Source organism: bacterium, from assembly GCA_035703895.1.
In the GTDB taxonomy this organism is placed as follows: Bacteria; Sysuimicrobiota; Sysuimicrobiia; order Sysuimicrobiales; family Segetimicrobiaceae; genus Segetimicrobium.
Window position 1 is genome coordinate 1 of the sequence record DASSXJ010000254.1, and the last position, 25,830, is coordinate 25,830.

Sequence of the window (25,830 nt, forward strand, 5' to 3'; positions counted from 1 at the left end):
TTCACCTACTTCACCAACCAACCCGAGCACAACGTGTGGGGCATCCAGGGGACCGGGGGGAAGATCCGCGGCGACACTGAGCAGGCCGGCCGCTTCGTCATGTTTTCGGGGCCTACGCAAGATCGGACCGAGTACACAGTCAATCCGGAGAAAGCGTACCATGGCCTCCACGGCCACCTCGGCTTCGATTGTATCCACGACGCGTTCGCGGACCAGATCGAGGCCCGCGACCACGCCTTGGCCGTCGACGAAGCGGAGCGCGGCCTCGAAAACCTGCTGCTCTGCCTCGCCGCCGATCGGGCCATCCTCGAGGGCCGCATCGTGCGCCGAGAGGAGTTTGCGACCGCGGGCGCTCGGGCCTAGCCGGTCGATTCCATGAGCCTGTAGCGCGCCGGAGCGTCCCGGCCGGCATTCGTTCGCGCCCGACCTCGGACCTCGCGCGCAGGGCGGTGCCTGCCGCCCCATGCGCGCCCCGGGCGCTCGCGGGAAGGGCCCGTCCGCGCACGCGTCGAACGTCACGGAAACGTTTGCGGTTTCCGGCCTCCGACAAGACCCCACCAGGCGGTCGTCATGAAAGGGGTCACGGTACCATGGCAGCCCTGATCGACGCATCCGGCCGGATCGTCGAGCCCTCGCGGGATGTCCCTGTCGCGCGCGACACCGACGTGCTCGTCGTCGGCGGCGGCATCGCCGGCGTCATGGCGGCCCTCGCCGCGGGTCGATGCGGTGCGCGGACCCTGCTGGCCGAGCGGTTCGGGTCGCTCGGTGGGACGGGGACCTCCGCGATGATGAACCTCTTCTACGTCCCCTACCCGGCGTCGCGGGGACCGATCCGAGAGTTGTTCGACCGTCTGATCGCGCGCGGCGGCGCCATCCCCGGCGACTTTGTCGTCTACGACCCTGAGCTGTACAAGGTGACCGCCCTCGAGATGCTCGCCGAGGCGAACGTGGAGATCCTCCTCCACACGCTGGTGAGCGACGTGGTGATGCACGACCGCGTGCTCCGCGGGATCATCGTAGAGAACAAGTCGGGGCGTCAGGCCATGCTGAGCCGTGTGACGGTCGACGCGAGCGGCGACGCGGATGTATCCGCTCGTGCGGGCGCCCCGTACGTGAAGGGGAGAGAGAGCGACGGGAAGATGCGCCCGATGACGCTGATTTTCCGCATGGGCGGCGTCGACGTCAGGAGGCTGGTGGACTACGTCAAGGCGCACCCAGAGGACTTCTCGCCGGATCCGCTGCAGTGCATGCTCGACCTGGACCACCATATGATTCGTGTGTTCGGGTTTTTCAAGCTCGTCGAGGAGGCCAAGGCGCGCGGGGAGCTCTGGCAGGACTGCTACTACTTCCGGGTTGAGTCCGTGCTTCCCGAGCGCGGCGTGCTGACGGTGAACGCCACGCGTGTCTACGGCGTCGATGGCACGAAAGCAGAAGACCTCTCTCGTGCGGAAATCGAAACCCGGCACCAGATGCTGCAGCTGGCCGCGTTCGCCCGCGGGCGCATCCCCGGGTTCGAACGGTCGTTTATCCTCGACTCCGCGAGCACGATCGGCGTCCGGGAGACCCGGCGCATCCGCGGCGAGTACGTCATGACGGAGGACGACATCATCGAAGGACGGCGCTACAGCGACGTGGTGGCCGTCGACGCCAACCAGCAGAACCCTCGTCAGCAGGGCGGCCATCCTCCGGACGGAAAGGAGGGCGGTCCGCAAGACATCGAGGCGCGGGAACTCATTGCGCGTATGTTCGTCTACGAGATCCCGTATCGGTCGTTGGTCCCGCAGGACGTGGACGGCCTGCTCGTCGCGGGGCGGTGTATCTCCGTGGAGCATCACGCCGACGTCTACACTCGCAACCAAGGGTCGGCCATGGCCACCGGCGTCGCGGCGGGGGTGGCGGCGGCGCTCGCGGCTCACGCCGGAGTGCCGCCGAGGCGCGTCGACATCGGGGCCGTGCAGGCCAAGCTGCGGGCGTTGGGGATCGACCTCGGTCTCCTCGGCCGCCTTGGGCCGTCTCCGGAGCGGCTGGAGTGATGGTTGAAGGCGTGAGCGGGAGCGCCGGCAGGGACGATGCGCGCACGCCCTGAGGTGGACGTCCTCGTGTGCGGCGCGGGGACCGCGGGCGCCATCGCCGCGATCGCCGCGGCCCGAACGGGCGCCCGGACGCTGCTCATCGAGCAGTCGGGACGGATCGGCGGGATGGCGTCGACGGGCATGTCGTTCCTGGGCGTCAGCGACGGCGGTGGGCGGCGCGCGCTCGGGGGGATCGGGGCCGAGGCGCTCGATCGGCTGACGGCCTCCGGGGCGGCCTTTGCCGATCGCCCCGACACCCAAGTCGGGTCGGTCACGGCCGCGGATCCAGTGGCGCTGCAGCAGGTGCTCCTCGACATGCTGCTCGCGGCCGGCGTGCACCTCCTGCTTCACGCCTTCTGCGTCGACGTGTTGCTGGACGGCCACCGGGTTCGGGGCGTGGTCGTCGCCGACAAGGCGGGGCTGGAGCTCGTGCCGTCGCGAGCCACCGTCGATGCGACCGGGGACGCCGACATCGCCGCGAGGTCCGGTGCGCGGTTCGTGCTCGGCCGCGAGATCGACGGGGCGATGCAGCCGGCGACGCGCATCTTCAGGATGGCCGGCGTCGACGTCACGGCGATGCTCGCGTATCTCCGGGAGCATCCCGAGGAGATGAGCCTGCCGGAGCGCTGGCAGGGAGGGGTCGACTACGGGCCTCGTGACCTCGAGGCCCCATCGGTCGTCATGGATGCGTTTCCCACCCTGGTCGCTGAGGCCCGAGCCGCCGGTGTGCTGACCGTGCCGCGTGACCGGATCGGGATCGAAACCGGGCCCGTGCCGGGGGTCGTCACGATCAATGCCACCCGCGTCCACGGCACAGACGGCACCGACCCGGACGCGCTGAGTCGCGCAGAAGTCGAGACCCAGCGGCAAATGTACGAAGTGGCCCAGTTCCTCCGGCGCCGCGTCCCCGGGTTTGCCCGGTCGTGGCTACTGGATTCTTCACCGCGGGTCGGCGTGCGGGAGTCTCGCCATGTCGTGGGCCAGTACGTGCTCACGCTCGAGGACGTGCTGGCGGGTCGGGATTTTCCCGACACGGTCGCGCGGGGCGCCTACCCGCTCGATCTCCATGACCTGCGCCCAGGGGCGGAGGTCCTCGGCACCCGGGTCGGCGGGCACGGCGTCACCCTCCGACGAATCGAGCGCGCGTACGGGATCCCACTCCGCTGTCTCATCCCGGAGACGGTCGATGCCCTCGTGGTCGCGGGACGCGCGATCTCAGCGTCCCACGAGCCCGCGGGCTCGGTCCGCGGCCAGGCGGTGTGCATGGCAACGGGACACGCCGCGGGGGCGATCGCCGCAGTCAGCGCCCTCGCCGGAGTGGTGCCCCGCCGCGTCGATGTCGGCGCCGTGCAACGCACACTTGAAGAACAGCATGCCATCCTTTTCTACGCGAACGCGCCGGTTTGAGACGCAGGACCGCGCGGATGGCGGCAGACGTCGTGCGCCGAAAGGAGGGTGACGGTGATTGAGAACGGAGGGGTCTCGCGATCCCGTGCAGCCAGATGGTTCGTGCTGATTTGCTAGAGGTTGCGACGCTGTCGGTGGCAGCAGGCTAGATTGGGCACCTCCATTACGGAAGGAGCGCATGAGCCCAAAACGGAAATCCCAGATCGCTTCTACTGCGATACTCGCAAGCCCAAAAGGGGGAATGTTATGTTTCTATCGCGGCAACTGTCACGGCGGCTCGCGGTTGCAATCGTAGCCGTCCTGATGGGCATGGTAAGTGCGGGCCCATTCCTTCAGGTCTCGCGGGCAGCGTCCGTGACCACCCTCACGTTCCTCGGGCCCAAGTTTGACGAATGGGAGGCGTTTATCAAGGTCGCGAACCGCGTGGGTAAGGACATGGGCGTCGAGGTGAAGCCCGAGTACCTGCCCTGGGAGGATGTCTTCAAGAAGGCTCTGATCGACTACAAGTCGGGCGTCAAGACCTGGGATATGGTCTACGCATATAACACGTGGGTCCCGGGGATCTCGGCGTCCAAGATCTTCACCCCCATCAGCGATTTCTATACCAACCCCGCGAACAAGAGCCTCGTGAAGCCGAATGACTTCATCAAAGAGACCACCGCGGGTCTCGAGTATCAGGGCAAGCTCTGGGCGTACCCGACGCTGGCGGCCCCCTACATGCTCGGCTACCGCTCTGATCTTCTGGCCAATACGGACGAGCAGAAGGCGTTCAAGGCCAAGTACGGGTACGACCTCGGCGTGCCGGACACGTACAAGCAGTTAATGGACGAGTCCGAGTTCTTCACGCGCAAGAAGGGTGAGGTGGTTGGTGGCAAGGCCGCGGAAGAAGACGTCTACGGGATCTGCATGGCCGGCAAGCCCGGTGGGTTCCTCTTCCACCGCTATGAGATGGTCCTGGTCGCCTTCGGGGCCGACCTCATTTACAACCAGAAGACCATGATGCCCACCGTCAACTCCAAAGAGAGCATCGCGGCGGCCAAGTACTTCGTGGGGCTCCACAAGTACCAGCAGCCCGGATCGGAGGGCCACACCGGCGGCGGCACCCAGCGAGTCATGGCGGCGGGCCGCTGCGCCCTGACCATGGACGCCTTGGATAACCCGTTGTCGCTCGTTGAAGACCCCAAGATCTCCAAAATCGTCGGGAAGGTGAAGTATGCCCTCCTGCCGACCCAGGTCGCCTCGCGCCCCCACGCCCACGTGGCCGACGCGAACGGCCCGGGGATCTACGCGCTGTCGACCCACAAAGATGCGACGTTCAAGCTGCTCGCAAAGACCCTGTCCACCGAGGGCACGAAGGAGCTCATGAAGGAATATCCGGCGCTGGTCCCGATGCGCGCGTCGGTGATCGAGGATCCTCAAATCGCCAAGGATTACCCGTTGGTCGTCTCGGCGATGAGCATCGTCATCAAGGGCAAACCCTGGACGGTGTTCATCCCGCCGCTCAAAGAGTGGATCCAGGCGCAGGAGATGGTCGAGACGGCGCTGTCCGCGGCGATCGCCGGACAGAAGACCCCAGAAGCCGCCATGAACGAGGCGCAGGGCAAGGTGGTGGACCTGTTCAAGCGCGCCAATTACATCAAATAGCTTTCCTCCAGAACGAACGCCAGGGATCTGAATCTGGGGCGCGGTCGCGGGGAATCCAGGCGGCCGCGCCCCCATCTCCCCATGAGCACGACACGAACGGCATGAATCGTCGCAGGGTATGCGCGCGATGAGATGGGCGACGCTTGGGCGGGGGCGGTTCTACTTTTTCCTGCTCATGCTCCCGGCGGTCCTCTACGTGGTGGCCTGGCGGATCGCCCCCGCGTTGTATACGATCTTGCTCAGCTTCACGCAGTACAACATCGTCTATGACTCGGGCCCGACGTGGAACCACCTGCAGAACTACGGGCGCCTCCTCCACGACAGCGGCCTGCTGGAATCGCTGAGGATTTCGGTGATGTTTACAGGCGCGGCGACCGCGGTCGAGCTGCTGGTCGGGCTAGGCGTGGGCGCATTCTTCGACAGCGACCCGCCCGCCCGGAACCTGCTCCTGGGCATCTTTCTCCTCCCCATGATCATGGCGCCCGTCGTCGTGGGGACCATTTGGGCCATTCTCTTTGATCCTACGATCGGCCCGATCCCGTATCTCATCCAGGTCCTGCACGGGCCCCGGGTCGAGTGGCTGGGGTCGTCGGTTTTGGCGTTGGGCGGGCTCGTGGTCGCGGACGCGTGGGAATGGTCGCCCCTGTTAGCGCTGTTGCTGTTCTCGGCCATGCAGACCATTCCACGGGAGCAGTATGAAGCGGCGCGGGTCGACGGATCGTCGGGATGGCAACTGTTCTGGCGGGTCGTTCTGCCGCAGGTCCGCGGCATGGTCATCGTCGCGGCGGGACTCCGGTTCATGGACGCGCTGCTGGAGCTCGACAAGGTGATCGTCATGACAGGGGGCGGGCCGGGAGCCTCGACGGGATTCGTTAGCTATTACGTGTACAGACAGGCGTTCCAAGCGTACGAGCTCGGGTACGCCTCGACGGTGATCACCGGATTGCTCGTGCTGCTCGCGGTCGTGTACGGGCTCTATTTGCGCAACTCGAGCCGGATGCTGAGGTCGGCCAATGTCTGAGGTGGGGTCCGACGCCGTCAGCAGTGGTGGCCGGGGACGGGTCGCCCACGTCGGCAGGAAAACGCGATGGGGGCACGTCTTGGGCACCGTGTTCGTCCTAGCCTGGACGTTGCCCCCGTTCCTCTACCTGATCCTCCTATCCGTCAAGCCCGAGCCCCTCATGGTTGAGCGGTCCGTCTTGATCTTTTGGCCCACCTTCGAGCGCTATCGCGATGTCGTCATCAGCAATTTCGGCGCTCCGATCTGGACTAGTCTTGTGACCTCGACGACGGGAGCGTTGTTCACGCTGATTCTCGCCAGTCTAGCCGGAGTCACGTTCAGCTTCCTGGATTTCCGCGGCAAGGCGGCCCTGTTCTTGCTGATCCTGTTGCCGCGGATGTTCCCGCCGGTCACGACCCTGATTCCGATTCAACTCACGATGAAAACGCTCGGCCTCCTCGACACGAGGACGGCACTGATCATCCTTTTCACGGGCTTTCAGATTCCGTTGGCGATTTGGGTGATGCGCACGTTCTTCGACGAGATCCCTCGGGAGCTGGTGGAGAGCGCGGCGCTGGACGGCGCCTCGCTGCCGACGATCGTCACCCGGGTGGTGCTTCCCCTAGCAGGCCCCGGCCTGCTAACGGCGTTCATCCTGAGCTTCATCTTCAACTGGAACGAGTTCCTCTTCCCATTGGTCGTGACGGGTCTCAACGCCAAGACGGGGTCGGTGGTGCTCATGTCCTTCGATACCGGTTACAAGAAACTGCAGTATGGATCGCTGGCCGTGCTCGGCGTGGTGATGACGGTGCCCGTGATTCTTTTCGTGCTGTCCTTCCGCGCCGCCCTGGTGCGGGGCCTCACCGCCGGTGCCCTAAAAAGTTAACACGGTTCTGAATTCTGCTCAGATGAGGGGCGTGGCGAATTGAACGCAACGGCGCAAGATGCGATCATTGTCGGCGGCGGTCATAATGGATTGGTCTGTGCCGCGTACCTTGCGAAGGCGGGCTTGAATGTCCTGGTGTTGGAACGACGGGACGTCCTCGGCGGCGCATGCGTGACGGAGGAGTTATTTCCTGGACATCGATTCTCTGCCTGCTCGTACTACTGCCACCTTCTGCAAACGAAGGTGATCGAAGACCTGGCGCTACGCCGCCACGGTTTCCATGTCTATCATCTCGACCCGCAGATGTTCTATCCATTTCCAGATGGACGCGGGCTCCTGATGTGGGATGCGGTCGAGCGGACACAGGATGCCATCGGGCAGTTTTCGAAGCGTGACGCCTCCGCCTATCCCAAATGGGTCGCCTTTTGGGAACGGGCAGCCAGGTTGATCCAGCCGTACCTCCTGACCCCGCCTCCGACGCTTGCGGAGCTGGGGGCAAAGGTCCGAGGCACACCAGACGAGGGCTTTTTGGACCTGTTGGTCAGCGCGAGCATGAAGGATATTGTGATCGGCTTTTTCGAGAACGAGGCCGTGCGCGGCGCCCTGGTCTACGCTCAGGACTCCGGAGACCCAGCCTCTCCTGGTAGCGCCTGGGTCCGCGCGTACATGAGTTGCGAAACCCTGAATCCCCCAGAAAATGTCGGCATCGTCAAAGGCGGGATGGGGGCCATCACGCAGGCCATGGCAGCCGCGGCGCGGTCATTCGGCGCGACGGTGGACACGGGAATCACGGTCGAGAGGATACTCGTCGAGCAGGGCCGCGCCATAGGAGTCCGGTTGGCAGATGGCACGGAAATCCGGAGCCGCCTCGTTGTCTCGAACGCCGATCCCAAACGCACATTCTTGAAGTTGATCGACCGGAAGCACTTGACGTCCGATTTCGTGGAAAGCGTCGAGCGTCTCAAGACGAACGCCGCGTCGCTCAAGTTTCACGCAGCCCTGAACAGGTTGCCCGATTTCTCCCGCTATTTCAACGGCGACTACGACCCGCGGTACGTGGCCTTCGTCAGGATGTGCCCATCGGTGGAATATTTTGAGCAGACCTGGGACGACGCGAAGCGTGGGCAGCCAGCGAAAAGACCTGTCTTGCATGTGCAAATCCCGTCAGGCTATGATTCCACGATGGCACCTGAAGGGAAGCACAGCATGTCCGTTTGGGCGACGTACGCACCCGTGCGTCTAAAGGAGGGGACGTGGGAGACGAGGCGCGAGGAGATCGGCGGGAGGTTGATTGACTTGCTGGTCGAGTATGTGCCGGACTTCCGAGATTGCCTCATCGACTGGGAGCTCTTTACGCCTTTCGATATGGAGCAGCGCCTGGGGTTGACCAACGGGAATATCCGGCATCTGGATATCGTCCCGAGCCAGTTTCTCGGCAACCGTCCGCTCCCCGGTTGGACACACTACCGCACACCGATCGGGGGTCTCTACCTTTGTGGGGCGGGCGTGCATCCGGGAGGAGAAGTCACGGGCGCGCCCGGGCATAATGCGGCGCAGGCAATCCTGACTGATGGCAGCCCCCGCGGATGAGGCGCGAAGGCTCGTCCTCCCCCGCCTGCCCGCGGGGTGGGAGGGACTTTTAGCGTAAGACACGAAGATCACTGAAAACGTTTGCGGTCCATCGGCGATTATCCCGGTCGCGGCAGCCCCACGCGATCCTGTCGCCCGGCGGCTACGGTAAAGGAGGCGGTTCCTATGGCGGTAGCGGCGCGTCTGGCAATCGACGGGGGGACACCGGTGCGCGCGACCCCCCTCCTGCCCGGGTGGCCCGGGGGGTTGCTGATCGGCGAGGAGGAGAAGGCGGCGGTCCTCGAGGTCATTGAGAGCCAGTCGCTCTTCCGCCACTACGGGCCGCGTCCGCTCCACCGCGCGCAAGGGCTGGAGCGCGCGTTTGCCGACATGATGGGGGTCAAGCACGGGCTCGCCGTGACGTCGGGGACCGGTGCCTTGATCACGTCGCTGGCCGCATCGGGCATCGGTCCGGGCGACGAGGTGGCGGTGCCGACCTATACATGGATCGCCACCGTGAGCGCCGTCGTCATCCTCGGGGCCGTCCCCCTGTTTGTCGACATCGACGAGTCGCTCAACATGGATCCGGCCGCGCTCGAGGCCGCCCTGACCCCCCACACCCGGGCCGTGGTCCCCGTCCACATGCGGGGAGCCGCCGCCGATCTCCAGCCCATCGTCGACGTAGCGCGAAAGCGCGATCTCGCGGTCGTGGAAGACTCCGCGCAGGCCGTGGGAGCCCGCTACCGCGGCCGGCGCCTCGGGACGTTCGGCCAGTTTGGGGCCTACAGCCTCCAATACCACAAGACCATCACCACCGGAGAAGGCGGCATCGTGGTCACAGACGACGACCGCCTGTACGAGCGGGCCGTGCGGTTCCACGATCAGGGGTCGGTGCGAATGGAAGAGCTCGACGAAACAACGCCCGGGGCCAGCCAGCTGATCATCGGCATCAACTTCCGCATGACGGAGTTGACGGCGGCGGTCGGGTTGGCGCAGCTGAAGAAGATGGACTGGATCATCGAGCAAATGCGCAGGCACCAGCGCCGCATCAAAGCCGAGATCCGCGGCATCTCCGGGATCGCGCTGCGAAAGCTCCCCGACGAAGACGGCGAGACGGCTGCCACGTTGATCTTCTTCGCGCCCACCGCTTCGCAGGCCGAGCGATTCGCGAGGGCCCTGATCGCGGAGAACATTCCGGCGAGCGTGCCGTGGTGGAGCGGGCAGCACGTGTACAACCACTTCGATCAGATCATCGAGCGGCGCCTCCTGTCACACCGGAAGTGCTCGTGGGAGTGCCCTCAGTACAAGGGGAGCGCGTCGCTGCGCAAGGGCCAGTTCCCGCGCACCGACTCGATCCTCAAGCGGGCGGTCCACCTCGACATCCACCCCCTCTTCACGGACCGGGACGTCGAGGACATCACCGCGGGAATCCGAAAGGTCGCGCAGGCGGTGCTGTGACGGTCGAGGCGGAACGGCGGATCGGGATCGGCGTCATCGGCTACGATGGCGTAGCGAAGGCCCATCTTCAGGCGATCCTGCGCGTGGCCACCATCTTCTGGCCGCCCCCCGTCCGCCCGGTGCTGGTGGCGCTGGCGGGGCGGTCCGCCGATCGGGTGCAGCAGGCGGCCCAACGATACGGGGCGCAGGCGGCGTACACGGACTGGCGCCGCCTGATCGAGGACCGTCGCGTCGAGCTCCTCATCAACGCCGGCCCGAACCACCTGCACGCCGACCCCTGTGTGGCCGCGCTCTCCCGGGGGTTCCACGTGCTCTGCGAGAAACCGCTGGCGCGGTCGTCCGCCGAGGCGGCGAAGATGCGGGACGCCGCGGCGCGCGCCGGGGTCGTCCACATGGCCGGCTACAACTACCGGTTCATCCCGGCCGTGCTGCTCGCCAGGCAGATCATCCTGGAGGGCCGCCTCGGGCGGGTGCATCACTTCCGGGCGCGGTTCTGCGACGACTCGATGGTGGATCCGACCGTCCCCTACAGCTGGCGCCACAGCCGGGCGCAGGCCGGCAGCGGGGTCATCGGCGACCTGGCCGCTCACGCGATCGATCTCGCGCATTTCCTCGTGGGCGACGTGAGCGCGGTGAGCGCGACCGCGCGGGTATTCGTGGACCGGCGCCCGCGCGCGCAGGGCGGAGAAGGGATCGTCGACGTCGAAGACGCGATCGAAGCGGTGGTCGAATTCGCCGGCGGGGCGGTGGGGACGCTTGACGCCAGCACCTTCTGTCCCGGCCGCAAGAACTTCTTGACCCTCGAGGTGAACGGCACACTCGGCTCGCTCGTCTTCAACCTGGAGCGCCTGAACGAGCTGGAGGTGTTCTTCCGAGGCGATGCGGTGAACGGGTTCCGGACGGTCATGGTGACCGAGCACCATCACCCCTACGGCGGGCGCTGGTGGCCGCCGGGCCACATCATCGGCTGGGAGCAGACGTTCGTGCACCAGCTGCACCGCTTCCTCACCGCGGTGGCGGAGCAAGGTCAGGTCGGACCGGAAGGCGCCACGTTCGAGGACGGGCATCGCTGCGCCGTCGTCTGCGACCTCCTCGACCAGGCCGCGCGGGAAGGACGCCGGGTTGACCTCGCCGGATTCGCTGCCTCGCAGGCCTGAACCCCACCCGGACCGGAGCCCGGCGTGAAGATCACGCGAGTACGCACCCGCCAGGTCGATGTCCCGCTCCCCGCACCGTTCTATCCGGCGTGGGCGCCGGGCGGCATGGTCACGCAGATCCGGCTGGCATACGTGCGCATCGACACCGACGCGGGGATCTACGGCATCGCCGGGCACGAGTTTTTCGGCGCGGAGGAACAGTGCGTGCGGCGCGTCGCCGACTTCCTAGTCGGCGAGGACCCGCTGCGGATCGAGCGACACGCCGCCACGCTGAGATACCTGTGGCCGTATTTTGGGACGGCCGTATGGTTTGTCGAGCTGGCCCTCTGGGACATTGCCGGCAAGGTGGCGGGGCTGCCGGTGTACCGGCTGCTGGGGAGCGCGCAGGACACCCTCCCCTTGTATGCGTCCACCGGGCAGAATCGCACACCGGCGCAGCGGGCGGACGACGCGCGCCGGTTGCGCGACGAAGGGTTCCGGGCGATCAAGCTGCGCATCCACAACGAGCAGCTGGCGGAGGATGTCGCGCAGGTGGCCGCGGTGCGCCGCGCCGTCGGCGACGACATGGCGATCATGGTGGACGCCAATCAGACGGATGTGCACGACGCGCCGCTCCCCGGTCCCCACTGGACCTATCATCGGGCGCTCGACACCGCGCGGGCGTGCGCCGAGTACGGCGTCACGTGGCTGGAGGAGCCGCTGCCGCGGCACGCCTACGCCGAACTGCGGCGCCTTCGCGACGCCTCGCCGATCCCGATCGCGGGCGGCGAGGTCAATCAGGGATTCGCCGAGCTGCAGCGGCTGCTGCTCGACGGATGCTACGATATCCTGCAGCCCGACGCGACCCTGTGCGAAGGCCTCCTGCGACTCCGGGCGCTCGCCGTGATGGCGGAGGCGGCGGGCGTGCTGATGACGCCGCACACTTGGGGTGATCCACTCGGGACCGTGGCAAACCTGCATCTCGCCGCGTCCATCTCCAATACGACATTTTTCGAATACCCGCACGACCCGCCGGCGTTCCCGGCCTCGGCGTATCAGCAGACGCTGAAAGAGCCGCTCACGGTCGAGGATGGCGTCGTGCGGCTGCCCCAGGGGCCGGGCCTGGGCGTGGAGTTGCAGGACTGGGTCTTCGACTGATGGAGGTCGGATAGGCGTGGAACGTGTGCGCGCCGCGACGCTGGTCGCTCCGGGCCGGTACGAGATCCGCGAGTACCCGCTGCCGGAGCCGAAACCGGGCGCGGTCCTGATCAAGATGGCCTTGTCGGGGATCTGCGGGACCGACAAGCACACCTACCAAGGGTACACGACGCAGTACGCGGGCTCGGCCTCGCCCAAGACGATCCCGTTTCCGATCATTCAGGGTCACGAGAACGTCGGGACGATCGCCGCGATCGGTGGAGACGGGACCTACACCGACGCCGAGGGGGTGCCGCTCTCCGTGGGCGACCGTGTGGTCGTCGGCGCCAACGTCGTCTGCGGCCAGTGTTACTATTGCCGGCACGATTTCCCCTACTACTTCTGCGAGCGCATGGTCGACTACGGCAACAATATGACCGCCGCCGATCCCCCGCACCTGTTCGGCGGGTGGTCGCAGTACCTGTACGTGGTGCCGGGCAGTTTCCTCGTGCGGGTGCCCGACGAACTTCCCACCGAGGTCGCGGTGCTGACCGAGGTGATGGCGGTCACCGTGGGGCTGGACCGCGCCCGGCAGTTCTCCGCGGTCCCGAACGAGCCGTTTCAGTTCGACGACACGGTGGTCGTCCTCGGCGTCGGACCGTTGGGGATGTGCTTTCTGATGAAAGCCCGGATGCTCGGGGCGGGCACGATCGTTGCGGTCGATCTCTCGGCCTACCGCTTGGCGATGGCCGCGCGGCTTGGCGCCGACCACACCTTGGATGCGGCGAAGACCACCACACACGACCGGCTGGCGTTCGTCCGCGGGGTGACGCGGGGGCGCGGGGCGGACGTCGTGGTGGAATGCGCCGGCGTGCCCCAGGTGATCCCGGAGGCCTTGGACATGCTGCGGACCGGCGGCATGCTGGTCGAGGCGGGGAACTTCTCGGACCTCGGCGATGTCGCCATCAACCCCCACCGGCATCTCTGCTCGAAGAACGTCCGTATCCTGGGGGTAGGAGGCGAGGAGGTCGCCAGCTACGGGCCCAGCATGCGGCAGCTGCTCCGATACATGCAACACTATCCCGTGCGCGAGTTCGTCTCGCACCGGTGCAGGTTGGACGATGTCGACGCCGCGGTGAAGCAGTCGATCGCCTCCGATTCGATGAAGGTGGTGATCGACCCGTGGGCGTGAAGGTCGGGCTGGTCGGCGCCGGCACCATGGGACGCCGGCACCTGCAGGCGCTCGGCGGGGATCCTCGGGTCGAGATCGTCGGGGTGGCCGACGTCGCCGCCGAGGCGGCCCGCACCGCCGCAGCCGCGGTGGGCGCGCGCCCCTGCCGGAGCCTGGCCGACCTCGCCGACCTCGGGACCCAGGCCGTGTTCGTGACCTTGCCCAATGTCCACCACGGGGCGGTGGTGCTGGAGGCGCTGGACCGGGGCCTGCATGTCTTCTCGGAGAAGCCGATGGCGACGACGCTGGACGCGGGCCGGGAGATTCTGCGTCGCGTCCGGACGAGCGACCGCGTCTACCAGATGGGGTTCAATCGCCGGTGGGCGCCCGCGTATCGGTTTCTGCGCCGGCACGTCGACGTCGGGTTTATCCCCTACTCGGCCAACGTGAAAATCAACGACGGCGATATGCTCACGCCCAGCTGGTATACCAACGTCGCGGTCTCCGGCGGCTTCATGTACGATACGGCCGTCCACCTGATCGACATGGTGGCATGGTTGGTCGGGCCGATCGAGTCGGTGGCGGCACATGGGCACAAAAGCTGCTACCCCGACTACGATGACATTGTGCTCCTCCTGCGCTGCCGGGGGGACCGACTCGTGGCGTTCTCGACGTGCGGCCACGCGTCGTGGGCCGCACCGCAGGAACGCGTCGAGCTGTACGGCGATCATGCCCTGCTCGTCAGCGAGGATCTCGACCGCGCGCGGTACACCACCCGGGAGCAGCCGCAGGCCGAGTGGCAGCACTTTCCGTCGCCGGACATGGTGACGTTGTGGGGGTACGTGGACGAGGATCGCGCCTTTATCGATGCCTGCCTCCGCGTCGCCCCTCCGCCGGTGACGGTGGACGACGCCTTCCGCAGTCTGGCCGTGCTCCACGCCGCCTACGCCAGCATCGCCGCCGGGGGCGCCCTAGAGAGCGTACCGGCCGAATAACGCGCCACGCCAGGAGCCAGACAAATCGGGGGTGTGCGATGGGAACCGAGGGTGTGGGTCCGAAGGGCCGCCTGACGCGGCGCGAGGTGTTACGGCTGGCCGCCGCGGCGGGCATGGCCGGACCGCTGCTCGATCGCGCCTTGGGCCGGCAGGCGCTCGCGGCGGCGGAGAGGCGCGGGGGGACGCTTACCGTGGGCATCAACACGGACATCGTCTCCCTCGACCCCAACGACGTCGTGTTTGCCAACGTCCCGATGTTCTATCAGGTCTACAACTACCTCGTGAAGTTCTCGGACACCCTCCAGGCGCGGCCGGAGCTCGCCGAGTATTGGGAGCTGGCGCCCGACGCGATGAGCGTGGTGTTCCAACTGCGCCAGGGGGTGCGGACGCACTCGGGCGGCGTATTTGACGCGGAGGCGCTGCTCGCCAACTTCCGGCGGGTGAAGGACCAGCGGACGGGCGGCGGCTTATACAGCCGGCTCAGCGACTGGGCCTCCGCGGAGAAGATGAGCGCCAGCGGGGTGCGGGTCCGCTTCACCAAGCCCCATCCCGACTACCTGGCCCAGATCGGCCGGTGGGGCATGGTCGACCCGGCCGTGTTCGCGACGGTGAAGCAGCGCGGGGGCGGCACCGGACCGTACCGGGTCGAGGAATGGGTGCCGGGCGACCACCTCACCCTCACCAGGTTCTCGGAGTACTGGCAGCCGGGCATCCCGCTCTTGGACCGCATCGTGTGCCGGATCTACTCCGATCCTCAGGCCATGGAGAACGCCTTCCGCGCGGGGCAGATCGACGTCGCGCACACGATTCCCAACAAGGACGCGGAACGGCTCCGGGGCGCCGGCTTCACAATTACCCCCGCTCCCGTGCCCAACGAGTACTACATCCTCACGATCAACGCCAAGCGGGCGCCGTTCGACAACATCAAAGTGCGCCAAGCATTCCAACACCTCGTCGACCGCGCGGCCATCTCGAAAACGGTCCTCGGCGGCGTCGGCAAACCCACGGTGCAGCCCGTCGCGCCGAACGCGCCGGGGTACGACCCGAAGCTCGACGCCGAGTTCGGCTTCGATCCCGCCAAAGCGAAGCAGATGCTGTCGGCCGCAGGGTTCCCGAACGGGTTCAAGACCAACATCCTCTGCTCCACCAGCACGCCTGAGACGCCGCAGGTCGCTCAGGTCATCCAGGCCGACCTCAGGAAAATCGGCATTGATGCCGGGCTGAACATCATGGAGCCGTCGGCGTACTTCCCCGTCTACTTCAAGGGGGACTTCGATCTCAACGTGACCTTCCTGACGCTGGCGACGATCGATCCGACGGAGTTCACGATCAGTTCGGCGTTTCGCGCCAACGAGACCAACCCGTCGTGGATCGGGTCGGGACCGCCCAAGGAGTACCTCGATCACCTCAACCGGCTCACCGCCTCGTTCAAACCGGCCGAGCGATGGACCGCCCTGCGTGCGGCGGTGCGGTTCCTGCTCGAGCAGTCGTGGGTGGTGCCGATCGCGCTTCGGCTGCCCACGTACGGCTTGAGCAAGGCCGTCCGCGGGTTTTCGGTAGACCCTCAGTTGATCATGAGCCTGCGGGCCGCCTGGCTGGACAAGTAGCGGGAGGTCGCGCCGTGGCAGAACCGTCCCGCTATGAGTTGATGCGTCCGCAGCAGATCATCGAGGCGCGCGCCCGCGCGCCTATCGCCTACGTGCCGATCGGGCCGTTGGAGTGGCACGGGCCCCACCTGCCGGTGGGGATGGACATGCTGCACGCGTACAGGATGGCGCTCGAGGCCGCACGGCTGACCGGCGGCGTCGTCCTCCCTCCGCTGCCCCTCGGAACCGAGACCTACACCGACGCCGAACGACTCCGCCACCGCGGATTCGCGGGGGACGAGCGGGTGCTCGGCATGGACTACCCCGGGTTCGCGCTTCCGAGCCTCTACACGGAGGAGAGCGTGATGGGGGTAGCTGTTCACGAGATCATCCGCGTGCTGAAACGGCAGGCGTTCAAGGTGATCGTGATCGTCAACGGGCACGGTGCGCCGAATCATCGCGCCACCCTCCAGCGGATCGCCACGGAGCAGTCCGAGCCGGGCCGCGTCACGGTCCTCTTGACCGGGTATTTCTACGACACGAACTACCGCGAGCACGCCGCGATCGGGGAGACGTCGTTCCTGCTGGCCTACCATCCGGAGACCGTCGACTTGGGCGCGCTTCCCGCCCTCCCGGAGCCTCTGCCCTACGTGGCGTTCGGCATCCTGGACCGGCCGACGATCGTCGGTGAGCCGTCGCCGGGATTCGCCGTCGCCGCGGAGTGGGACCCGCGCCACGCGACCGCGGAGCGCGGGCGTCGTGACGTCGACGGGGAAGCCCGCAGCATCGCCGCAAAGGCGACGGAGACGCTCACCGGTCTGCGGGCACCATGACCGCGGCCCGATGCCGGAGGTGAGGATGTCCTGGGGGCGTACGTAGCACGCCGGGGCCTCGAGGCCGTCGTCACCGCGTTCCTGGCGTCGCTGCTCGTCTTCGCGATGATCGGAGGGCTCCCCGGCGATCCGGCGCTGATCATTCTCGGGGACAAGGCCACGCCGGACCAGCTCCAGGCGTTGCACGCCTACCTCGGGCTGGACGAGCCGGTCCCGGTTCAATACCTCCGCTGGGTCGGCCGCCTGCTCCACGGCGATCTGGGCACGTCTTTCATCAACGGCATGCCCGTGCTCGACACCATCCGCCGTGCGTTTCCCATTACGCTTCAGCTCTCGGCGTGGGCGACGGCGGTCGTCCTGTTGATTGCGCTGCCGAGCGGCGTCTACGCGAGCACCCACCGGCGGTCCGCGCTGGCGCGGCTGCTCACAGGCTATCACGGCCTGGCCCTGGCCGCGCCGGTGTTCTGGGTGGGGATCCTGTTGTCGACGCTGTTCGGCGTGACCCTCCGATGGCTGCCCCCGTCCGGCTTCATCCCGCTGACCGACAGCCCGAGCCAATGGGCGCGCAGCTTGATCCTGCCGGCGGTGACGCTGGGGCTCGGCGTGGCGTCGGTGATGGCCCGGTTCATTCAGGCCTCGCTCGAGGACGTGCTCGACCGCGACTATGTGCGCACGGCGCGGGCCAAGGGGCTGCGGCAGCGCGCGGTCGTGTGGCGGCACGCGCTGCGAAACGCCCTCGTGCCGATCATCACCGTCTTCGGGATCCAGGCCGGATTTTTCATCGGCGGGGCGGTGATCACCGAGGCCGTCTTTGCCATCCCGGGCATGGGCAGCGCACTGTGGCGGGCGATCCTGGTGCGCGACTACTTCATCGTCCAGGCGATCGTCCTTGTGGGGATCGTGGCGTTCTTGCTCATCAACTTCCTCACCGATCTGACCTACGGGCTGCTCGATCCCCGTGTCCGCTATCAATAACAAGATCCGGACGCCCGTCGGGGCCCAGGCCGGCCCACGGCGGCGGCGACGCTGGCTCGCAGCCCCCGCCGTCCTGTTCCTCGCCGCGCTCGTGCTCGCCGCGGCCGGCGCGTCGGTGCTCGCGCACCACGACCCTCTGGAGATGAACAAGGCCGCCCCGCTGTCGGGACCGTCGCGCGCCTTTCTGCTGGGTGCGGATCAATTCGGCCGCGACATCTTGAGCCGGCTGCTGTACGGATCGCGCACGGCGCTTCTGATCGGGTTCGGTTCCACCATCGCCGCAGCGTGCCTCGGCGTTCCCCTCGGCCTGTGGGCCGGATACGCCGGGGGGACGGTCGACACGATAATCATGCGCGTCGTCGATACCCTGCTGGCGATTCCGGCGGTCCTCCTGGCGATGGCGCTGGTCGCGATGACGGGACGCGGGCCGGTCAACGTCGGGATCGCCGTCGCGGTCGTCGCGCTGCCGCAGTTTGCCCGCATCACCCGCGCGGGGACGCTGACGGAGAAGGCCATGGAGTACGTGGCGGCGGCCGTGGCGTCGGGCGGAGGCGACGCGCGCCTGCTCTTCCGCACGATCCTGCCCAACGTGCTGTCGCCCGTGTTCGTCCAGGTCCCCATCGCGGTCTCGCGCGCGATCCTGCTGGAGGCGAGCCTCAGCTTTCTCGGGCTGGGGACGCAACCGCCGCAGCCGTCTTGGGGGCTGATGATCCGCGAGAGCCGGGACTACATGTACACCGCCCCGCTGTACGGCGTGTTCCCCGGCACGGTTATCGCGCTGTCCGTGCTCGCCCTCAACGCGCTGTCGGACCGCGCACGCGGGGTCTGGCGTGCCTGAGGAACGAAGGGCCGAGTCACCAGGAGCCGCCCGCCCGCGCCGCGAAATTTCTCCTGTAAACGTTTTCACTCGCGCTCGTCTCGGGAGAGACGCGCTGGGCGAGCCCCGCGGGGCGCCACCGTCTCGCCGGGGGCCAAGCTGGGCAGGTGACGGTATGACGGTGCTGCACGTGGCGCACTACATCAACCAGTTCTTCGCCGGATGGGGCGGCGAAGAGAGCGCGAACCGGCCGCCGGAGCGGCGCGACGGGCCGGTCGGGCCGGGCCGCGCCCTGCAGGGCTTGCTGAAAGAGAACGGGCGGCTCATCTCCACACTCGTGTGTGGCGACACGTTCTTTGCCGAGCGGACGGAGGAGGCCCGCGAGACAGTGCGGGCGTGGCTCGAGGAGGTCCGCCCCGACCTCGTGGTGGCCGGACCCGCGTTCGCCGCCGGCCGGTACGGCGTCGCCTGCGCGGAGGTCTGCCGCATCGCCGCCGATCTCGGCGTCGCCGCCGTGACCGGTCTCCATCGCGAGAACCCTGGGCTCCTCGTCTACCGGAGGGCCTACGTGGTACCGACGGCGGACTCGGCCGTCGGAATGGCCCCCGCGCTTGGGGCGATGCTGACGCTGGGACGCAGGCTCGCCGCCGGCGCGGCCCTCGGGCCGGCGGGGGTGGAGGGCTATCTGCCGCGGGGCGTCCGGCGCCCCGGGCTGCGCGAGCACCCAGGCGCCGAGCGCGCCGTGGAGATGCTCGCGGCCAAGTTGGGCGGCCGGCCGTTCAGGACGGAGCTCCCGGTCGATGCGTACGACGCGGTGCCTCCGGCGAGGGCCGTCCCGAATCTCCGCGATGCCCGCATCGCCGTCGTCACGACGGGTGCGATCGTCCCGACCGGGAATCCCGACTACCTCAAGCGCTGCAGCGAGACACGGTGGGCCAAGTATGAGATCCGCGGCGTGGACGCGCTGACCAGCGATCGCTTCGAGTGCGTGCACGGCGGATTCTACAATGCCATGGCCAGCCAGAACCCCAACCTCGTTATGCCGCTCGATGTGCTGCGGGACCTCGAGCGCGAGGGGGCGATCGGCGGGATGGCGGATTTCTACTGCACGACGACAGGGAACGACCAGCGCCTCGCGGACTGCAAGCGTAATGGCCGGGAGATCGCGGCCGCACTGCGCGCGGCGGGCGTCAACGCCGCTCTCCTCGTCGCCACCTGAGGGTCCTGCAATCGTTGCGGTGCAACGATCAGCAAAGAGATTGACCGCGTGGGCATCCCGGTGGCGGTGATCAGCGCGCTGTCTCCGTTGGCGTTGCAGGCCGGGGCGAACCGCGTGGTGCAGGGCGTCAAGATCGAGCACGTCTGCGGCGACCCGGCGCTGCCAGCGGCGGCGGACCGGGCGCTGCGGCGCCGGATCGTCGAGCGGGCGCTCACAGCGTTGGGCCTGGATGTCGACCAGCCGACGCTGGTGGGGGCGGTGTGAAGACTGTGGATCGCTCCACCGTGCTCGAGATGGGGACCTTTCCCGTCGAGCGCGTCGCCTTCGGCTCACCGAGCCGCTGGTCGGCCGCGACGCTGGTGGTCGATCCGGATCGCATCACGGACCTCGTCCTGCAGGACCCCCGGATCCGCGGCGTCACGGTCGATCTGGTTCAGCCGGGTGAAGACACGCGGATCATCCACGTGCGGGATGTGATCGAGCCGCGGCTCAAAGTGACCGGCCGGGGTCATGTGTATCCCGGGATCTGCGGGCATCCACCGGACACCGTCGGCGCGGGCCTCACCTTCCGGTACGAGGGATTCGGGGTGATGATCTGTTCGGAAGTCCTCCCCCACATCCGCCGGGCGGTGAGCGCCGCGACCGATAGCCTGATCGACATGTCCGGCCCCGGCGCCGTCACCGAGTACAGCCGCCTGCGCTACGTGGTGCTGACACTCGAAACCCAGCCGGACCTGGACCTCACGGAGTGGAACGACGCGCTGTGCCTCGCCGGTCATCGCGTCGCCGATGAGCTCGCCGCGGTGCTGGCCCCGCTCGAACCGGTGCGGCGCCAGTCCTACGGGCTCCGACCGGGGACCGGCCCCCTCCCCCGCGTCGTCCACGTGCACACGTTGAACGCGTCGATGGTGCCCGGCATCGGCACGGGCATCTATGGTTTCACACCTCACGCGCTTCCCGTGCTGCTGCACCCGAACGAGATCCTCGACGGCGCCATCGCCGGCGACGCGGTGGTCGGCTACCCGGGCAAGTGCACTTGGCTGCAGGTGAACAATCCCGTACTGGCGGCGCTGTACGCCCACCACGCGCGCACGCTCGACTGGGTAGGATGCATCATCTCGCGAACCAGGTGGGGGGCGCTCCGGGAAAAGCAATTGTCCGCGTACCAGACCGTCAAGCTGGCCCAGATGCTCGATGCCCAAGGCGCGCTGGTGACGTGGAACCACGGTGGCAACGATCTGGTCGAGGTGATGCTCACCATTCAGGAACTGGAGCGCGCGGGCATCAAGACGGTCTTCCTCACCATCGAGTCCGACATCAAGGTGGTCCGGCTGAGGCCCGAGCTCGCCGAGACGGGCTCCGACGAGCCCCCCCTGCTGTTCAGCGTGCCCGAGGCGGATGCCATCGTCAGCACTGGGACGCTGGCGCCCACCGACGCGCTCCCCCCGGTGGGACGCGTGGTCGGTGGGACCGAGATGACGTTCGACCAGGAGCGTCCGGAGCTGCGCACGCCTGCCGGGGGACCGTTAGACTTGGAATTGCTCTCTGGAGCCTATTCGCCCATCTTCGGCCACTTCGACAACTACGGTCTCGGCCGGCAGAGCTACCATGATTACTAGGCCGGTCATCCGCGCCACGCGCTTCGTGCTGGCCCACGTCCCCAACCTCGTCTATGCCGGCTCGAAGCCGCGCCGCGAGATGGCCATCCGCGGCGGCGACCTTCGGGGGCGGATTCGGGAGCGCCTCCGCACGTTCAGAGACGCGGTGGCGTACGCCCCCCATCAGGTCATGATCGGCAACCGGGCCCCCGAAGATCTGTGGAGCCTCCCGCGCCCCTGGCACGCGCAGCCCGAGACTGAGGCGCCCCACGAAGGACCGGCCGGGGCCGTGATCGACGAATCCGCGTTCTATGCATGGCTCGCGCGCGCCGATGCCGGCCGGCTGATGCGCTTCGATGAAGCCTTCGCGGTGCGGGCCGAGCCGCTGCTGCGCGGTACCCGGATCGCGACGGCGTCGCCCGGCGCCCTCCGCAGCGCGGTCGCCTCGGGCGGGGAACCCATCGGCGATGGAGGGGACCGGTGGATCGGCGTCGTCCTTCCCGGGCACGCGCAGGATGAGTCGCTCGCGGCGCCGGTATTGCTGGAGAACCTGGCGACCAAGGCCACGGGCGCACTGGCCCTGCAGCGTCTCCTCGATGACGTCGCCGGCGACGAGCCGGTGGATTTCCTGCTGGGGTGCGGGGAGGAAGCCGTCGGCGATCGTTACCAGCGCGGGGGCGGGAATCTGGCCAAGGCCATCGGTGAGCTGGCAGGGATCCGCACCGCCGGCGGCGCGGACGTGAAGGCGTTCTGCGCGGGGCCTGTGCATGCGCTGATCATCGCCGCATCGCTCGTGGCGAGCGGTGTGCACCGGCGGGTCGTCGTTGTGGCGGGAGGCTCGCTCGCGAAGCTGGGGATGAAGTTCCTCGGGCACCTCGCCTCCGGGTATCCCATCTTGGAGGACGTGCTGGTGGGGGTGGCGATCGACGTGGTTGCGGATGACGGCCTGAGCCCGGTGATCGCCCTGGAGGCGGCGGCGGTGCACCGGATCGGCGATGGGGCGGCGCCGCATCAGATGGCGGCCGCGCTGACCCAGGCCCCGCTGCGGGCCCGCGGGCTGCGGCTCAGCGATGTCGACCGCTTTGCCGTCGAGCTGCACAACCCGGACATCACCGAGCCGGCCGGCTCCGGCGATGTGCCGCGCAGGAACTATCAAGTGATCGCCGCCCTCGCCGCGCAGGCGGGCGAGATCGACCGGGAGGGCATCCCGGCATTCGTGCGCCGGCACGGGCTGCCCGGATTCTCGCCCACCCAGGGCCACATCCCTTCGGCGATTCCCTATCTCCCACACGCGATCGCCGGCCTGACCAGCGGTAAGTTCCGCCTGGTACAGTTGGTCGCGAAGGGCAGCCTCTTCCTCGGACGGATGACAGAGATGGCGGACGGCGCAAGCCTCCTCCTTGAACGGAACGCACCCTGACAATGATGGAAAGGAGCGATCGAGCGATGGTGGACTTGAGAGACAAGTTGGTGCTGGCCTTGGGTGAGCGCGACGGCATCCCGGGTCAGGCACTCCAGGCGTGCGCGGAGAGCGCCGGCGCCCGCGTCATCTATGTCGCGACCCAGTGTTTCGCCTGAACGTCGGCAGGAGCCATGGACCTGGAGGAGCAGGACGCCATCCGGCGCGTGGCAGAAAGCGGAGCGCGGGAGCAGATGCTGGTCCTGCTCGGCACGCCGACGGCCGGCAGCACCTTGATGACCGCGCTGACGCTGTCGCAGGGCGATCCGAGCTACGCTGGGGCCTTGGCCGGGATCCCGTTGGGACTCCCGAGCTACCACATCCTTGAAGATCGTGTGCGGGAAGCGATCCCCGCCGACGTCTACGAGCGAGAGATCGGCCCGCTGGAGTTTGTGCTCGATAAGGCGGAGATCGTGACCGCCCTCGAAAAAGTGCGCGCCGAGACGATCTCTCCGTAGCCGCCGTCCCCGGCTAGTTGCGGGGCCGCGTGCCGTGCGGGGCGGCGGGATTGACCGTGCTTTCTCTGATGACCAGGCGCACGGGCAACTGGATCGACGGGGGCATCGTCCCGGTGCGAATCGCCGTCAAGAGCATAGCCGCCGCGCGCCGTCCGAGCTCCACCGCGGGCTGCGCGACCGTCGTCAGCCGGGGATTGGCCATCCGCGCGAACGGGATATCATCGAACCCGACGACGGCGATGTCCCGCGGTGCCACGATCGCGTGCTCCCGCAGCAGGTCCATGATCTGAAAGGCGAGCTTGTCATCATAGCAGATCAGGGCGTCCGGTCGGTCCTTCGCGATCGCCGCGGCAAAGGATCCGTTGATTTCCCCGCGCTGAGGGGGGGAGTCGTAGACGCGGAGGGGCTCGGCACCACTCACCGTCTTGAGGGCGCGAGCGACGGCGTCGCGGCGCGTCAGATCCGACGCGTTGCCCTGACCCGCGACGTAGGCCAGTCGCCGATACCCGTTCTCGAAGAGGTGCTGCATCACCGCGTCCATGCCCTGAATGTCATCGGCCCGTATGCAGCCCTGGGCGAGATCCGATTGGTACCCGGCGAGGTGAGGGTGCTCGCCGTTGAGGAACACGACGGGGGTGGCCCGCGTCACGAGCCGGGTTTCCCGCTGCCGCACCATGCTACCCAATAGCGCGATCCCGTCGGCGCGGTGCATGGCGAACATCTCGAGCGCGCGGTGCTCGTGTGCAGGGTCGTCGAACCCATTGGCCAGCATCACCGTATACGCGTGCGCGGCGGCCTCCTGTTCGAAGCCCGTGACGATTTCCCCATGGATCGGATCGATCGCATCGGGGATCAGCAGGCCGAGCGTCTGCGTCGCGCGGACGACCAGACTCCGGGCCGCTCGGTTCGGGATGTAGCCCAAGCGTCGGGCGACGGTGATGACGCGCTTGCGCGTGCGCTCGTTGACCTGCGGCTGGTCCCGCAGGGCTCGGGAGACGGTGGCAACGGAAACGCCGGCGCCCTTGGCAACGTCTTCGATGGTCACACTTTGGCTTGGCAGCGGCGTTGTCTCCTCTCTTGGCCCCCAATGTTCTCCGGACCCCCCCGCTCGTCCTCCGGCCGCCACCCTCCTCTGCCAGAGACGGCTGCCTCATGGCCGGAGATGACGATCACCGTCTCGATCGTCGTAAACCCCTCTGACCGCTGCCACGTCTTCATCGGCTCCATCTCGCGCCGCGCATTGTTCGCGCCAATGCCATAGTAGGGGCGCCGTCTAGGATGCGGCAATTCACCAAAGTCGAATTTCCTCTTAAAGTGTCTCGGTCAGCCCCGCCACCAAATTGACGCATCTTTCAGGTTAAGCGAGCGCGGGCCGTTCTGGCGTCTGCGACTTTGCTTACAGGAAACCTCCGAACCCTAGAGGTCCAAAGCCCTACAGGCCCCTACACCTCTGTTTATTAGCCTCGCAGTTTGGCGGGAGGGACCCAAATGTCCGTCTGTGGCAGTGCCCGGCGCTGCGCGTGTTTGGTGACACTTCTGGGCATACAGCCATAACGGAGGTGGGTGATGAAGGGGCAAGCGATTGCCTTGGTATTAAGCATCATAGTCGGAATGTGCGTATCGGTCTCTACTGCACGGTCAGTATCGGGGACTATTACGGCTGTGAACGACGTGCTCTCGGTGGCCGCTACTCCAGTGAGGCCGCAGATGCTGTTTGAGATTGGCCTCGTCATAGAAAACAAGAGCAGCAACCGCGTCCACCTAGACCCAACTCGCTTCGTACTGGTGATGGATCAGCGGGGACAGATGAACGCCCTCAATTCCGAACAAGCAATGCCGTAACGACGAGCCCGCTCTCTGGGAGGGAGGCAGATTCGATGTTGCGCGTTCGTGCCATAATCTCGAGCGCTTGCGTGCTCGCGCTTCTCTCGCTTCTCACGACGGCGCACCCCGTGTCCGCGCGAGGCGGCTACCAAATTTGCAATCGGACGAGCGAGAAGCTGTTTCTGGCGATCGCGTACTACAGCGGCGACCGCGACTTCTTCGTCTCGGAGGGGTGGTGGACGCTTACTCCCGGCGTCTGCGCGCGGGTCTTCCCCAACCGCTCGTTTGAAGGGCACCGGTACTACTACGCCCAAACCGAAAACAAGTCGTCCGAGTGGACCAGCGACAACGGGGTCCAGGTGTGCATCGATCCGCACAACAAGTTTACGATCGCGCATGCGGACAGTGGATCCGCCTGCCCGAGCCCGTACGTGCGGCAGAAGTTCCACTATTTTAGCGACGCCGACCCGCTGAACCTGACGCTCGACACACCTGCCGCAGGCGGCCAACCCGCGCCGTCCGCGCCGAGCGGCGGCGCCTGTCTTCGCGCCGCCAACGATCGCGACTACAAGGTGTCTTTCACCGT

General features: G+C 67.1%; 23 protein-coding genes. 22 read left to right on the forward strand and 1 reads right to left on the reverse strand.

Going from position 1 to position 25,830, the window contains the following annotated elements:
• From VFP86_17045 to grdA, 20 genes are all read left to right on the forward strand, one after another.
• Nucleotides 1-363, forward strand: a 363-nt coding sequence (locus VFP86_17045; protein ID HET9001349.1) for a hypothetical protein, incomplete at its 5' end; no start/stop codon positions are given.
• Nucleotides 364-590: 227 nt separating this feature from the next.
• Entirely contained in the window at nt 591-2,033 is a 1,443-nt protein-coding gene (locus VFP86_17050; protein ID HET9001350.1) for an FAD-dependent oxidoreductase, read from the forward strand.
• Between the two features lie 36 nt (nt 2,034-2,069).
• Nucleotides 2,070-3,479, forward strand: a complete 1,410-nt coding sequence (locus VFP86_17055) for an FAD-dependent oxidoreductase (protein ID HET9001351.1) — start codon at nt 2,070-2,072, stop codon at nt 3,477-3,479.
• Between the two features lie 354 nt (nt 3,480-3,833).
• The gene (locus tag VFP86_17060) at nt 3,834-5,123 is read left to right on the forward strand and encodes an extracellular solute-binding protein (protein ID HET9001352.1); all 1,290 of its coding nucleotides are present in this window, start codon (nt 3,834-3,836) and stop codon (nt 5,121-5,123) included.
• 127 nt (nt 5,124-5,250) lie between these two features.
• The gene (locus VFP86_17065; protein HET9001353.1) at nt 5,251-6,144 is read left to right on the forward strand and encodes a sugar ABC transporter permease; all 894 of its coding nucleotides are present in this window, start codon (nt 5,251-5,253) and stop codon (nt 6,142-6,144) included.
• Nucleotides 6,137-7,009, forward strand: coding sequence for a carbohydrate ABC transporter permease (locus VFP86_17070; GenBank protein HET9001354.1), 873 nt, complete (start codon nt 6,137-6,139; stop codon nt 7,007-7,009). Before VFP86_17065 ends, VFP86_17070 begins: the two co-directional genes overlap by 8 nt.
• A 39-nt stretch (nt 7,010-7,048) precedes the next feature.
• Nucleotides 7,049-8,599, forward strand: a complete 1,551-nt coding sequence (locus tag VFP86_17075; GenBank protein HET9001355.1) for an NAD(P)/FAD-dependent oxidoreductase — start codon at nt 7,049-7,051, stop codon at nt 8,597-8,599.
• A gap of 165 nt (nt 8,600-8,764) precedes the next feature.
• Nucleotides 8,765-10,036: a DegT/DnrJ/EryC1/StrS family aminotransferase gene (locus tag VFP86_17080; GenBank protein HET9001356.1), complete on the forward strand. Its 1,272-nt coding sequence runs from the start codon at nt 8,765-8,767 to the stop codon at nt 10,034-10,036.
• The gene (locus tag VFP86_17085) at nt 10,033-11,193 is read left to right on the forward strand and encodes a Gfo/Idh/MocA family oxidoreductase (GenBank protein HET9001357.1); all 1,161 of its coding nucleotides are present in this window, start codon (nt 10,033-10,035) and stop codon (nt 11,191-11,193) included. Before VFP86_17080 ends, VFP86_17085 begins: the two co-directional genes overlap by 4 nt.
• A 24-nt stretch (nt 11,194-11,217) precedes the next feature.
• Nucleotides 11,218-12,330 carry a mandelate racemase/muconate lactonizing enzyme family protein gene (locus tag VFP86_17090; protein ID HET9001358.1) on the forward strand — a complete coding sequence of 371 codons (1,113 nt, stop codon included), beginning with the start codon at nt 11,218-11,220 and terminating at the stop codon, nt 12,328-12,330.
• Nucleotides 12,331-12,346: 16 nt separating this feature from the next.
• Nucleotides 12,347-13,501 (forward strand): zinc-binding dehydrogenase, encoded by a 1,155-nt coding sequence (locus tag VFP86_17095; GenBank protein ID HET9001359.1) that lies wholly within the window; start codon nt 12,347-12,349, stop codon nt 13,499-13,501.
• On the forward strand, nt 13,492-14,475 hold the full coding sequence (locus tag VFP86_17100; protein HET9001360.1) for a Gfo/Idh/MocA family oxidoreductase: 984 nt from the start codon (nt 13,492-13,494) through the stop codon (nt 14,473-14,475). The genes VFP86_17095 and VFP86_17100 overlap by 10 nt, the downstream gene beginning before the upstream one ends.
• 38 nt (nt 14,476-14,513) lie before the next feature.
• Nucleotides 14,514-16,082, forward strand: coding sequence for an ABC transporter substrate-binding protein (locus tag VFP86_17105; GenBank protein HET9001361.1), 1,569 nt, complete (start codon nt 14,514-14,516; stop codon nt 16,080-16,082).
• A 14-nt stretch (nt 16,083-16,096) separates the two neighbouring features.
• A complete protein-coding gene (locus VFP86_17110) occupies nt 16,097-16,894 on the forward strand; it encodes a creatininase family protein (protein ID HET9001362.1) in 798 nt (265 codons plus the stop codon).
• Between the two features lie 30 nt (nt 16,895-16,924).
• Nucleotides 16,925-17,869 (forward strand): ABC transporter permease, encoded by a 945-nt coding sequence (locus VFP86_17115; protein HET9001363.1) that lies wholly within the window; start codon nt 16,925-16,927, stop codon nt 17,867-17,869.
• Nucleotides 17,853-18,707, forward strand: coding sequence for an ABC transporter permease (locus tag VFP86_17120; protein ID HET9001364.1), 855 nt, complete (start codon nt 17,853-17,855; stop codon nt 18,705-18,707). Before VFP86_17115 ends, VFP86_17120 begins: the two co-directional genes overlap by 17 nt.
• A 154-nt stretch (nt 18,708-18,861) precedes the next feature.
• Nucleotides 18,862-20,169: a glycine/betaine/sarcosine/D-proline family reductase selenoprotein B gene (locus VFP86_17125; GenBank protein ID HET9001365.1), complete on the forward strand. Its 1,308-nt coding sequence runs from the start codon at nt 18,862-18,864 to the stop codon at nt 20,167-20,169.
• Nucleotides 20,166-21,524, forward strand: a complete 1,359-nt coding sequence (locus VFP86_17130; GenBank protein HET9001366.1) for a glycine/sarcosine/betaine reductase component B subunit — start codon at nt 20,166-20,168, stop codon at nt 21,522-21,524. Before VFP86_17125 ends, VFP86_17130 begins: the two co-directional genes overlap by 4 nt.
• Nucleotides 21,514-22,923: a glycine/sarcosine/betaine reductase complex component C subunit beta gene (gene grdC / locus VFP86_17135; protein HET9001367.1), complete on the forward strand. Its 1,410-nt coding sequence runs from the start codon at nt 21,514-21,516 to the stop codon at nt 22,921-22,923. The genes VFP86_17130 and grdC overlap by 11 nt, the downstream gene beginning before the upstream one ends.
• Nucleotides 22,924-22,949: 26 nt before the next feature.
• Nucleotides 22,950-23,420 carry a glycine/sarcosine/betaine reductase complex selenoprotein A gene (grdA, locus tag VFP86_17140; protein HET9001368.1) on the forward strand — a complete coding sequence of 157 codons (471 nt, stop codon included), beginning with the start codon at nt 22,950-22,952 and terminating at the stop codon, nt 23,418-23,420.
• A 13-nt stretch (nt 23,421-23,433) separates the two neighbouring features.
• On the opposite strand, the gene VFP86_17145 is transcribed toward grdA, so the two are convergent.
• Entirely contained in the window at nt 23,434-24,465 is a 1,032-nt protein-coding gene (locus tag VFP86_17145; protein HET9001369.1) for a LacI family DNA-binding transcriptional regulator, read from the reverse strand.
• A 521-nt stretch (nt 24,466-24,986) separates the two neighbouring features.
• Between VFP86_17145 and VFP86_17150 the strand changes: the two genes are divergently transcribed.
• Complete coding sequence (locus tag VFP86_17150) at nt 24,987-25,262, forward strand: hypothetical protein (protein HET9001370.1); 276 nt, start codon at nt 24,987-24,989, stop codon at nt 25,260-25,262.
• A 35-nt stretch (nt 25,263-25,297) separates the two neighbouring features.
• Nucleotides 25,298-25,830 (forward strand): DUF1036 domain-containing protein (locus VFP86_17155; GenBank protein HET9001371.1); only part of this gene is annotated, 533 nt, incomplete at its 3' end.